The sequence below is a fragment of the Microbacter margulisiae genome (assembly GCF_014192515.1).
Classification (GTDB): domain Bacteria; phylum Bacteroidota; class Bacteroidia; order Bacteroidales; family Paludibacteraceae; genus Microbacter; species Microbacter margulisiae.
In genome coordinates this window covers 453,846-467,024 of the sequence record NZ_JACHYB010000002.1, presented here as the reverse complement: position 1 = coordinate 467,024, position 13,179 = coordinate 453,846, and the positions used below count along the sequence as shown (strand labels likewise).

The 13,179-nt window shown below is 40.7% G+C and carries 6 protein-coding genes; all 6 read left to right on the top strand.

Translation table 11 applies throughout. From position 1 onward, the window contains the following. Positions 1 to 77 precede the first annotated feature (77 nt). The 6 genes from FHX64_RS11080 to FHX64_RS11055 all read left to right on the top strand — a co-directional run bounded on the left by FHX64_RS11080 (position 78) and on the right by FHX64_RS11055 (position 13,053). Positions 78 to 1,295 carry a glycoside hydrolase family 30 beta sandwich domain-containing protein gene (locus FHX64_RS11080; protein ID WP_183413911.1) on the top strand — a complete coding sequence of 406 codons (1,218 nt, stop codon included), beginning with the start codon at positions 78 to 80 and terminating at the stop codon, positions 1,293 to 1,295. A gap of 1,187 nt (positions 1,296 to 2,482) precedes the next feature. After that, positions 2,483 to 5,494, top strand: a complete 3,012-nt coding sequence (locus FHX64_RS11075; RefSeq protein WP_246392452.1) for a SusC/RagA family TonB-linked outer membrane protein — start codon at positions 2,483 to 2,485, stop codon at positions 5,492 to 5,494. Between the two features lie 10 nt (positions 5,495 to 5,504). Next, positions 5,505 to 7,379, top strand: a complete 1,875-nt coding sequence (locus FHX64_RS11070) for a RagB/SusD family nutrient uptake outer membrane protein (protein WP_183413909.1) — start codon at positions 5,505 to 5,507, stop codon at positions 7,377 to 7,379. Positions 7,380 to 7,412: 33 nt separating this feature from the next. Then, positions 7,413 to 10,202, top strand: coding sequence for a SusC/RagA family TonB-linked outer membrane protein (locus FHX64_RS11065; protein ID WP_221202202.1), 2,790 nt, complete (start codon positions 7,413 to 7,415; stop codon positions 10,200 to 10,202). A gap of 28 nt (positions 10,203 to 10,230) precedes the next feature. Then, complete coding sequence (locus FHX64_RS11060) at positions 10,231 to 11,988, top strand: RagB/SusD family nutrient uptake outer membrane protein (RefSeq protein ID WP_183413908.1); 1,758 nt, start codon at positions 10,231 to 10,233, stop codon at positions 11,986 to 11,988. A gap of 30 nt (positions 11,989 to 12,018) precedes the next feature. Further along, a complete protein-coding gene (locus tag FHX64_RS11055) occupies positions 12,019 to 13,053 on the top strand; it encodes a DUF5627 domain-containing protein (protein ID WP_183413907.1) in 1,035 nt (344 codons plus the stop codon). The last annotated feature ends 126 nt before the right edge of the window (positions 13,054 to 13,179 follow it).

The window sequence follows — 13,179 nt, the reverse complement described above, 5'->3', positions numbered from 1 at the left end:
CTCTTTAGACCTTCGACTTTAGACTGTTGTTTGTCTTTCGACCTTGGATGAGTACAATAAAAATAAATTAGAAACCAATGAAAACGAAGGTGTTGATTGTTATAGCAGTATGCTTGGGATTAACTGGATGTGCCAAAGAGATGGAACAAAGCATTCCTGAGCAATATACACAAGATACAATAAAATCCACAGCAGTGATTGATGGTGGCACTTCCTACCAGACTATTGACGGTTTTGGCTTTTCCAGTGCATGGTGTGGAGTGCTTACTATTGCTAAAAATAATGCACTTTATGATACACTTGGCTTTTCTTTGTTGCGGATTCGTATTGATGAAAACAAATATTGGGCAGATGAAATTGCCAATGCCGCTGCAGCTCATGCAGTTGGTGTTAAGGTATTAGGCTCAGAATGGTCTCCTCCTCCGGCATGGAATAGTAATGGGAAAAGTACTGGTGGCTACTTGCTCCCACAATACTACAGTAATTATGCTTCATGGTTGAAAGACGCGGCGGATAGTATTGACCTTGACTATGTTTCCTTTCAGAATGAACCTGATATGGGTTATATCGACCCGAAAGGTGTAGTTTCATGGAGTGCTGACCAAATGTTGTCTTTTTTGAAAAATTACTCTTCTATTATTGGGAAACCAATAGTATATGCAGAATCTTTTTGTTTCAATGATGCCTATACAGATCCTGCTTTGAATGATACATCAACTGTGGGTAAGATTGCCTACATTGGCGGGCACATTTATGGCGGAGGTAACTATGTTCATCAAAATGCAATTAACCACGGCAAGCATGTATGGATGACCGAACATTATATAGACGGGCAAAGCAATATTGATTCATGTATGAGCATTGCTAAAGAAATCAGTGAATGTATGTATAACCAAATGAGCGCCTATTTTTGGTGGTGGGTTTACGATAACGATACGAATGTGAATCTGGTATATCATGACGGAACGATTTACAAGAATGGTTATACAATCGGACAGTTTGCAAAATGGGTACGCCCGGGATATGTCCGGATCAGTTGTACGTACAATCCGGTTTCTAATGTTTATATAACGGCTTATCGCGGTAACAACAATAAAATCGTTATTGTAGCGGTTAATGCTGGAGGATTGCCCGTGAGCCAGACGTTTTCATGTCTGAACTTGTCGATCTCAGATACAATGAACGTCAATAGGACTTCCAGTAGTGAAAATATGAAACCAGAGGGAACAGTTTCATTAGTAAATAATGCCTTTATTTATACATTGCCTGCTAAAAGCATTACTACGTTTCATTAGTGATACTTTGGATGGAAGGAAATGCTTAGAAATAAGAATGTTAAATTGATGTGATTGGAAAGTTAAAATCGTATTTTGGAAGGGTTTGAATCAAAATCTACAGAAATAGTATCAAAAAGGATATTTATGTTACAATACTTTTAGTTTTTGTTTCCTGATTTATGAGTGTAAAATAAACACTTGCTATATTTGTAGCGATTTATTGTAAGAAAAACAAGATGTCTTCTATATTTCTTTGAAGACCCTCTTGTTTAGTTTCGAAATGTATTTCAATTATTAATCATTTAATCGTCCAACTATGAAACATACATTTATAAGAGCAGTTTGGGATTGATTTCCCTATGCTATTTCCTCAGACGTCATTCAATTGATATAATCCATAGTGGATTTAGATTCAAAAAACCGTGACTTGCCAGTGTTTCCGTTTTGTTTATGTGGTTTTGGCTGTTCTGAATAAAGGATGAAGTTTCTTTCGATAAAATTGTGATCTTATCATCTTTCAAAAGACTTTACCGGGATTTCTACAGACAGCATGAATCTGATTCTAAGCGAAGAAAAATATTATTTTTCAAATAGAAATTGTGATATACTTAATAATAGACAAGTTTTTGTTGCTTTGAAAATTTGAAAAGGTGATATTCTTATTTTGCTTTGTAGTGATTGGTTTTTCGGCTCTGCCTGTCAATTGTCGTGTTTCAGGGGTTTCAGTTAAAGGTGTCCTGGTATGAAGCAGGTAAAGATAGTGTAGCAATTATCTTGTTAACAAGTTTATGTTTTGAAATGAACAAGTTTATGTTTTTCCTACATTACCCTATGGATTTTAGACATAGGAAGTATAAGGTGGTGGGGAAACGGTAATGTTTGTCAAGGTATATGGTTATTTTTAAGGCATTAAAAAGAGAGATGTTTGTTAGAGTGTTAACCTTAAATTATATGTGCATATGAAGAGATTTTATGACGATAGCTAGCAATTCAGTGTTTTAGATGGTAGATATTTTAAAATAAATTAATTAGCCATAAAAAATTACGTTATCTATATATTAAAAAAAATATTTAATACAATGAAGCATAATGATAAAAACATACCAATTTGCTTTCTAAGAGTGCAGAGAGGGAGATTGACACTGGTAAGATTTTTCATTCTGTCAATGCTTTCCTTATTAAGTTCTGCTCTTGTTGCGCAAAACATGTATACAGTCAAAGGAAAGGTGTTCGATGAAAAGAATATGCCTATGATTGGCGCTACAGTAGTGGTGAAGGGAGATCTGAAAATCGGTACGGTAACAGATGTTGACGGTAGGTTCACATTAAACGTACCCATGAAACAACCTGTAATCGTTATTTCTTATGTGGGATATAAACCGCAAGAGATTGACACAAAAGGTAAGAATTTTTTTACTGTTGATATGATACCCAACAACGTTAATTTAAATGATGTGGTTGTTGTGGGATATGGACAAGAGAAAAAACAAAGTGTGGTTGGGGCTATCGTCCAGACATCCGGGAAACAGCTTGCAAAGTCAGTCGGTTTACCTGATCTGGGGTCTGCTTTAACAGGTAACTTGCCGGGTGTTATTACGATGACTACAACTGGAAAACCGGGAGATGAAACACCTCAAATCTTAATCCGGGGCGAAAGTACCTGGAATAATACATCCCCATTGATTTTGGTGGATGGTATTGAACGCGATATAAACAGTGTTAATATTAATGATGTAGAGAGTATATCCGTGTTAAAAGACGCTTCGGCAACAGCTGTGTTTGGCGTAAGGGGAGCCAATGGAGTTATCCTGATTACCACGAAACGAGGGGAAGAGGGGAAGGCTAATATTTCGGTTACGGTCAATACTACAGTGAAGATGCCCCAGATGTTAGCCTCTAAATATGATTCGTATGATGCACTCAGTATTCGGAATGAGTCCATTGAACGTGAATTAGGCTTGTATCCTGCCGCATGGGGGAAATATATGCCGAATGCTACACTTAATGAATATCGTAATCAGACTACTCTGGCGCAGGCTGAACAGTACCCCAATATCAATTGGCAGGATGCATTGGTAAGGAAAGCTGCCATGGATCACAATGTTAATATGAATATCTCAGGTGGGACGCCGGAGGTGAAATATTTTACTTCGGTTGACTATGAGGATGAAGGTGATATTTTGAAACATTACCCCAATGGTAAAGGATATACGGGAGGGTATGGTTTTAAGCGCCTGGATGTTCGAAGTAATTTGGATTTTAATTTGACAAGAACCACTACCCTGAAGGCCGATTTGGCCGGTTCATATGGAGTAGTGCAGGATGCATACAACCAGGATTCATGGGAATACCGGATTTGGCAAAGCATCTATAGTAATCCTCCTGATGTGTATTATCCTCGCTATTCAGACGGATCGTGGGGCTATTATCCTCCAAACACAGTAGGAACCATCAATTCAGCATTAACGTTGTCTAACAATGGGATCAGGTATACTACTACAAAACAGATCAATACGGACTTTACCTTGAAGCAGGATCTGAGTATGATCTTAGATGGATTGTCGGCGCAGGGAATGCTTTCGTATGACAATACCTTTGTTTCCGTGGGAGGAATTTATGACAACGGTAATGTCCAACAAACCTATATTGATCCGGTAACAGGCGAAGTAACACAGAGCAGTTATTTAGGAACCAATCAATTCAATTGGATACCTTCTCGTTGGTCGCCTAATGCAGATGCAGATGTTAGTCCGGACGCTACTTATCGCCATACGTTTTATCAATTGCAATTGAACTATGCCAAAAAATTCGGCAAGCATGATGTTACCGGTATGGGATTGTTTAGCCGCGACCAGTATGCTACCGGAAGCGAAGTGCCTCATTACCGCGAAGACTGGGTGGGTCGCTTTACCTATAATTATGCGGAGAAATATTTTGCTGAAGTGAATGGAGCCTACAACGGATCGGAACAATTTGGGCCGAGCCATCGCTTTGCTTTCTTTCCCTCTGCTGCTCTCGGATGGATGATTACAAATGAAAAATTCATGAAACCGATGAAATTCCTGGATATGCTAAAATTGCGTGCTTCCTGGGGACAAGTAGGTTCGGATAATATGAATGGGTATTATAACCGTTGGCTTTATATGACAAGCTGGGGATATGGCGGAACTCTTCCTTTAGGAACAAATCCATACGCTAGTAATCCATATCAATGGTGGTATGTGACACAACAAGGTAATTCGGATATTCATTGGGAAAAAGTAACAAAAACAAATGCTGGTGTTGATTATGCTTTCCTGGGAGGTTTAGTTGCCGGAAATTTTGATGTTTTTCGTGATATACGGACGGATATTCTTATGACCCCAACTGTACCTTCCTACTTCGGTACGACTCCTGCAGCGGCTAACCTCGGGATTGTGCGTAACATTGGGTATGAGTTGGTGATCCGTCTTAATAAACAGATCAACAAGAATCTCAGACTTTGGGGGAATTTTGATATGACCCATGCCAGAAACCAGGTAATTTATGCCGACGATCCTCAATTGTATGATGCTTATCGGAAATCAGCAGGTAAGCCGGTCGGGCAAAACTATTCCTATGTAACGGGAGGCTACTACAATAACTGGGATCAGGTTTATGGCAGTACCCAATTGAATACATATGATACAGAGAAGTTGCCCGGTAATCTGAACATTATCGATTTTAACGGAGATGGTAAGATTGATAATAAAGATTCAGCTCCTTATAGTTATCCCTCTTATCCGGAGAATACATTTACAACTACTGTAGGGTGTGACTGGAAAGCTTTCAGTCTGAGCGTCATGTTCTATGGAGTGAATGATGTAAGCCGTTATATGCAGTTGACAAGCTTCTCAGGTAGCTTGGACAATGTCTATAAACAGGGTTCTTATTGGACGAAGACCGATCAAAATGGAAATGTTCCGATGCCGCGATGGGACTCTCATATGGACTATACCGGATCAACACTGTACTTATATGACGGGTCCTATCTCCGCTTAAAGAATGTGCAATTGGCTTATACGTTCAAGAAAGAGTGGTTGCAAAAATATGGGATTAATTCGCTTCGTGCTTACCTGAATGGTGAAGATCTGTTCTTGTGGACACATATGCCGGACAGCCGCGAGGTAAATACCGCTGGAAGTACAGCCTATCCCCTTGTGAAACGGATAACTTGTGGACTTAATGTAACTTTTTAAAATTAGATACATGAAAAAACATATAAATATAATCGGAGGGATTATCCTAATGTGGTTAATGTTTGGATTCACCTCGTGTACAAGCTATTTGGACAGAACTCCCGATTCGGTGGTTTCTTCAACGGATGCTTTTGTTAATTTCACCAATTTTCAAGGATATGTAGAGCAGATCTATGCTTTAGTCCCCGACTATACCGCTGTCACTTGGGCGGACAACTGGATGATGGGAGATGAAGCTATTAATAGTGTTGGTGGAGCATGGGTAGATGATAAATTTGATGAAGGAGATTATTGGGGCTGGCAGGAAGGATGGATTCCTTCATGGCTGAATGGTGATGGGAATGTTCATACTGCGTCAGCTGGAGGTGCGGAAGGCTTATGGCCAAATGCATGGGCTGGTATTCGTGATGTTAATCTTGGATTGGAAAATCTGGATAAACTGACGGATGCTACGCAAGAACAGAAGGATTTCATTAAAGGTCAGTTACTGTTTTTCCGGGGTTGGTTTTATTTTGAATTGTCCTCTTATTTTGGTGGCTTACCTTATATTACGCATGTACTATCACCTACTGACAATCTGGCTATTCCTCGGTTATCCTATCAGCAAACTGCCGATTCCATAGCGAAAGATCTTAGAGCAGCAGCCGATCTATTGCCTGTTGATTGGGATAGTACGGCTACCGGCGCTGCAACCAAAGGAAATAATACGTTGCGAATTAACAAAATGATGTGTTTAGGCTATTTAGGGAAAGATTATCTGTATGCCGGCAGTCCTTTAATGAATAAGGAATCGACAGGTAGTGCTACCTATAATAAAGGCTATTGCCAGAAAGCGGCGGCTGCCTTTGCAGAGATGTTACAGTATGTGGACAATGGGAAGAGTTGGCTTCATTTGGTTCCCTTCAGCCAATACTCCAACCTTTTCTGGAGTGGGGGTTCTAGTCAAATGCCAGGTTACCAGGAGGATGTGTTTACGTATTCTGCATTTGGTACTTGGTTGGATGGTTGCCCCTGGGGACCTGCATCTATCTTTAGCGCTTCATCAATAGGTGGAGGTTATGTATCACCCAATGCCAATTATGTAGATAACTACGGCATGGCCAATGGATTGCCTATTACAGATCCGAATTCAGGTTATGATCCCAATAATCCATGGGCAAACCGAGACCCGCGTTTCTATCACGACATTGTAATTGACGGCGATCAGCAAATTTATGGTGCTGCCCCGGCTGACAAAGAACATTATCGCGATATAGCGCTTTATACCAGCGGTGAAGATCGAACGTATAATGGAGGCGCTAGTAGTGGCCGTACAGGTTATTTAATAAGAAAGTTTACCCCAATGACCTGTAATAATATTGACAATTATTCCGGTGGAGGCTATATGCATTTGGCTTATATGCGCTTGTCGGATGTCTATCTGATGTATGCCGAAGCGGTATTGCAAGGGTATGGTTCGGCCACCAGCACTGCGCCGGGATATAATTTAACGGCTGAACAGGCAGTGGATAAAATACGTACCCGTGCAGGAGTTGGTCCGGTGGGTTCGGCTTACGTTAGTGACCCTCAGAAATTTATGAGCGAGATTATTCGTGAACGAGCCGTGGAACTTTCGTTTGAAGCGGATATTCGCTTTAACGACCTGCGTCGTTGGATGTTGTGGGATAATAAGCAATACTTGGAAAAGACAGCGATTGATTTTGATCGTGGAACTGTATCTGTACCTGCCTCTGAAATACCGAGTCCCGGAATTCATTATGAGCCGGTAAATATGACGAAAAGGGTAATTCTGACCCGTGTTTTCCATGACTTCAATTATTGGTTACCAATACCAACAAAAGATGTGTACTTGTATGTAACATTCCCACAAAACCCCGGGTATTAAAGGAAATATTTTCTAACCTTAAAAAGACGTAAAATGAAACTTATAAGAATAGGAACGATTTTATGCGGTATGTTCTTTGGCTTGCTTTTTAAAGTTGCAGGACAGACTGCTGATACGAATCAAACAATGATTTCCGGCAACGATTCCTTGGTGCATGTGGCCTACGGGACGGTTGAGAAGAAAGATCTGACCGGCGCTATTTCGGTAGTGAATCCGTCGGATTATCTGGAAAAAGATTATGGCACCTATCCGCTGGAAGGTGTTAATGCCTTTATCGGCGGGAGCAATCTCTGGGGGTTGGGTACGCCGTTGGTGTTGATTGACGGTGTGCCCGGTAATATTACAGATGTTACCACTACGGCAATTTCTCAGATCACCTTTTTGAAAGGAGCGAATGCCGTTGTCCTCTATGGTAGCCGTGCCGCGAACGGTGTGATCTTGATTACAACCAAACAGGGGAAAGTAGGTAAAATCAAGAAAAACATCCGGGTTAACGGAGGCGTTAATGTGCCGATAGAGTATCCAACTTATTTAGGGTCGGCTGACTATATGACCTATTATAATCAGGCCTGTACGAATGACGGATTATCTCCGCTTTATGATGCTGCTACCATCAGTAAGTATGCTTCGCATTCCAATATATATCAGTATCCTGATGTGAATTATTATTCATCGGATTATTTGCGTAAGATGTACACTTCTTATTCTGCTAATGCCGAATTTTCGGGCGGTACGGAGCGTGCGCGGTTTTATGCTTTGGTTGACTATCAGGGGCAAAATTCATTGTTGAAATTTGGAGAAGGCAACAATGAGAACACTTCTCGTTTAAGTATACGCGGAAACATCGAATTGAAGTTAAATGATTTTATAAACGCTTTCGTTCATACCTCGACTGTATTTAATGATAGTCGGTCATCGATGGGTAATTATTGGTCAAATGCGGCAACGTTACGACCGAACTACTTTTCCCCGTTTGTCCCCATCAGTTTGATTTCGAATAGCGCTACCAATGGTCAAACCTATATTAAGAACGCTCATAACATCATCGATGGACTTTATTTGCTGGGCGGGACTCAGCAATATATGACCAATCCGATTTCCGATGTGTATGCCGGCGGATATAAAACCAATACTTCCCGTCTGTTTCAGTATGTAACGGGCGTTAATGCTGATCTCAGCCAAGCGTTGAAAGGGCTATCGTTTCATGGACAGATTAGCATTGATTATTTGGATACGTATACAGATTCTCTTTCTACTAAGTATGCTGTTTATTCACCAACATGGACTGGCGATTCAATTACCGGATTAACAAAATATAATACAGATAATAATAGTCGCGTTCAGAGTATAGGAAATGTATTTGAAGATCAAACCATTGATTTTAACGTGCATATGGATTATGTAAACAGCTTCAACCTAAATAATGTATCGGCAATGTTGGTTGGGTCAGGTACGCTTCAGCGTCAAACCGGAGATTTTCAATACCAAACGAACAGTAACTTAGGGTTGCAATTGGCATATAATTATGATCATCGGTATTATGCTGACTTTAGTGGAGCGGTTGTGAATTCTACCTTGTTGCCCTCCAACGCCCGTGTGGCCTTTTCTCCTACCTTTAGCCTTGGTTGGCTGCTAACCGGGGAGAATTTCTTGAAGCATTCTAAAGTGGTAGATCGTTTGAAGCTGTCGGCATCTGCCGGTATTGTCAATACGGATCTGGATTTGAGTAATAACTTTTATTTGTATGACCCCGTTTATTATTCTTCTTATGGGTATTCATGGCATGATGGTTCTTATTCCAATTCAGCAACTACCGCATTGCATGGTGATAATCAGCATTTATCCTATGCTAAACGAAAAGAGGTTAATCTGGATATAGACGGGTCCTTCTTCAATAACCAATTAGGTGTTCAGGCAACCGCTTTTTTGATTGATAAGACGGGTATCCCTGAACAGCGTTTCACACAATACCCCAGCTATTTTAATACCTATTATCCTACATCATCTTTTGTGCCATATACAAATTATGGGGAAGATCAATATAAAGGATTTGATGTGCAGGTAAACTTCCGTCAAAAAATCGGGGATGTTAACCTTATGGTTGGCGCAGCCGGAACGTATGCTACGTCGAAAGTATTAAAAGTAGATGAGATTTATGCCAATTCATATCAGAATCGTGCCGGGAAACCGATTGATGCCATCTTTGGTTTGGTAAGTCAAGGCTTTTTTGCTGACCAGAACGATATTACCAATCATGCAGTACAGGAATTCGGAACCGTAGCTCCCGGTGATATCAAGTATAAAGATGAAAACGGGGATGGCGTGATCGATCAAAGGGATCAGGTCATGATAGGACGTTGGGGAAGTCCGTTTACATGTGGTGTAAATCTTACGCTACAATGGAAGAATTTTACCTTCTTTGCGTTAGGAACCGGCCAATATGGGGGTACAGGGATAAAGAGCGGCAGTTACTACTGGGTGTATGGGAGTGAAAAATATTCCAACGTTGTCCTGAACAGTTGGACGGATGCCACGAAGAATACGGCAACCTATCCCCGGCTGACCACGCTGAGTAGCAATAATAATTTCCAATACTCCACTTTTTGGGCCTATAGTACCGATCGTTTTGATCTCTCAAAAGTTCAGTTCACATATACCTTACCTAAAAAGTTGTTGATTAACTCTCCTCTGAAGAACATCAACATATATGTTAACGGTAATAACTTGCTCACATTTGCTAAAAACAGAAAGATTATGGAATTGAATGTAGGTACTACGCCACAGACACGTTTATATAATGTCGGTATCAAAGCTGAGTTTTAAGATGTGTAATTAAAACAGAATAAGAACTATGAAAAATAAATTATTGATATTTGTAGCGTTGGCAATGATTTTGTCCGGCTGTTCAGACCTGTTCTCGCCTGCCGATCAAAATAATCGTACGCTGGATGGCGTGTACAGTGATCCTGCGTTTGCGGAAGGGCTTTTACTGAACGCTTATGTTAAATTGCCGTCAGGCTATTCGTATAACGATGTTGCTACTGATAATGCGGTATCCAATGACCCGACGAACAGTTATCGTCTGATGGCTACGGGAAGCTGGTCGTCTTTAAATAATCCGATGGATCAATGGACAAGCGCTTATTCAGCCATCCAATATTTGAATCTGTTTTTGGCTAATACAGATAAGGTAACGTGGGCTACTACCGGAGAATATGTATCCCAGATGTTTAATGACAGGTTTAAAGGGGAAGCCTATGGGATGCGCGCCCTTTTTATGTATTATCTGTTACAGGCGCATGGTGGCTGGTCGGCTGATGGGAAACTTTTGGGGGTGCCTATCCTGTTAACTCCGCAGGATGTTACTTCTAATTTCAAAGTACCACGTAATACATTCGACGAATGTTTAACCCAGATTTATACCGATTTGGATTCGGCGGAGTATTACTTACCGCTTGACTATTCCGATATTAGTTCGACAAGCCAAATACCGGCCAAATATACGGGAAAGACTACTGTGTCAGACTATAATCGCGTATTTGGTGCGTATAATACCCAGCGGATGTCTGCCCGTATCGCTAAAGTCATTAGCGCACAAGTTACTCTATTGGCAGCCAGTCCTGCTTTTAATCAGGGAACCAATGTGTCATGGGCTGCCGCTGCCGACTCTGCCGCTGCCGTGCTTGATCTGAATGGGGGCTTATCGGGATTAGCATCTAATGGCGATTATTGGTATGCGGAACGGAATGCAAATGAAATTAATAATATACAGAATGGACTTAATCCTAAGGAGATTCTTTGGAGAACCAACGTGGGTAGTTCCAATAGTCTGGAATCAGATAATTATCCACCAAGTCTTTATGGTAAGGGCCGTGTTGATCCAACCCAGAATTTGGTAGATGCTTTTCCGATGGCTAACGGTTACCCAATTACAGATCCGAACAGCGGTTATGATCCAACTCATCCGTATGCAAACCGTGATCCTCGTTTAGCCCTCTATATTGTGACCAACGGGAGTACCGAAGGACCGAGTAATACTCCTATTTATACACAGGTAGGAACCGGAAGTACCAATGATGGATTGAATCAAATTTCTACTTCAACACGTACAGGTTATTATATGCGTAAACTATTGCGGGAAGATGTCAATCTGAATCCGACCAACACCAATTCACAGATCCATTACTATGCCCGTATGCGTTATACCGAAATATATCTGGATTATGCTGAAGCAGCCAATGAAGCCTGGGGTCCTGATGGTACAGGCCCATCGGGCTATTCTGCCCGGGATGTGATAGCCGCCATACGTAAGAGGGCAGGCATTACCCAGCCTGATGCCTATCTGGCTTCTATTACTACAAAAGATGCTATGCGGACATTGATTCATAACGAAAGACGATTGGAATTGTGTTTTGAAGGATTTCGTTTTTGGGATTTACGGCGCTGGAAAGCGAATTTGACAGAAGAAGCGAATGGTGTATCCATTTCAAACGGAACTTATACGTTTGTTCCGGTTGAAAAGAGAGCATATCAAGATTATATGGATTACGGACCGATACCTTATAGTGAAGTGTTGAAATTTGGATTGGTGCAAAATCAAGGGTGGTAATATTTTAAATGCAATTAAAATAGTATGAAAATGAAAAATATATTTTTTGTGTTTGTGATAGGAATCTTCGTGTTGGTGTCATGTCAGAACCAACCGATAAGTTTTCCTAACTATAAATATAGTACCGTATATTTTGCATATCAATCTCCGGTAAGGACATTGATACTTGGGACGGATAACCAGTATGATAATTCTCTTGATACGGCCCATCAATGTGAGATATACGCTACTATGGGAGGGGTTTATAGTAATTCGACCGATCGTATATTGGATGTAGTGGTCGATAATACCCTTTGCAATCACCTAACATTTGATGATGCCAATGGTAATCCGGTGCTTCCTATGCCGTCCAGTTATTACAAATTTCTGTCCAACAATATGCAGATTGTTATTCCTAAAGGATCTATCATGGGAGGAATCAAGGTGCAGTTGACTGATGCGTTTTTTGCTGATTCCCTTTCCATACAGAATACGTATGTCATTCCTTTACGGATTACCAAAGTGGCCAATGCAGACTCAATTTTGAGCGGGGAAGCGCTTGAAGGTGTTACTAATCCTAATCCGTTTGTAGCCGGAGATTGGCAAACCTTGCCTAAAAATTATGTTCTCTATTGCATTAAGTACAGAAATCCATGGGATGCTTCTTATTTGCGTAGAGGAATTGAGCAGGGATCAGATACTACGGTTGTATATCATGAACCGTATGTTGAATATGATCAGGTTGTGTCAGAGGGTACTAACGTTGCTACTGTATCTATGCATAAGCTTTTAATCTCCCTTAATGCCATAAAAAAAGGAAATGTGGATGTTCCTTTCCAACTGCTACTGACATTTGATAATAATAACAATTGTACCATAACGAATCCGGCAAATGCTTCCTATACCGTTACAGGTACGGGTCAGTATGTAAAGAATGGAGACGAATGGGGAAATGAGAAGCGTGATGTACTGCACCTTAAATATAGCGTTACATTTGGGGCATTGACTCATACAATGACAGATACACTTGTGATGAGGGACAGGAACGAATCGGCTGAGACCTTTGTTCCATATTACAATCAATAGATTATAGAAAATATTGCTGGACTGGTGAATTGTTTCACTGCTCCAGCAATAGCTATACATCACACTAAGTGAGAGAAAAGTGTTCATATTATTGCGATCATATGTGTGAAGACATAGTGTCGAGTC

Excerpts from the sequence above, each read along its gene's own strand:
- FHX64_RS11080 (WP_183413911.1), top strand. The coding sequence starts at position 78 with ATGAAAACGAAGGTGTTGATTGTTATAGCAGTATGCTTGGGATTAACT.
- FHX64_RS11075 (WP_246392452.1), top strand. The coding sequence starts at position 2,483 with ATGTATACAGTCAAAGGAAAGGTGTTCGATGAAAAGAATATGCCTATG.
- FHX64_RS11070 (WP_183413909.1), top strand. The coding sequence starts at position 5,505 with ATGAAAAAACATATAAATATAATCGGAGGGATTATCCTAATGTGGTTA.
- FHX64_RS11065 (WP_221202202.1), top strand. The coding sequence starts at position 7,413 with ATGAAACTTATAAGAATAGGAACGATTTTATGCGGTATGTTCTTTGGC.
- FHX64_RS11060 (WP_183413908.1), top strand. The coding sequence starts at position 10,231 with ATGAAAAATAAATTATTGATATTTGTAGCGTTGGCAATGATTTTGTCC.
- FHX64_RS11055 (WP_183413907.1), top strand. The coding sequence starts at position 12,019 with ATGAAAAATATATTTTTTGTGTTTGTGATAGGAATCTTCGTGTTGGTG.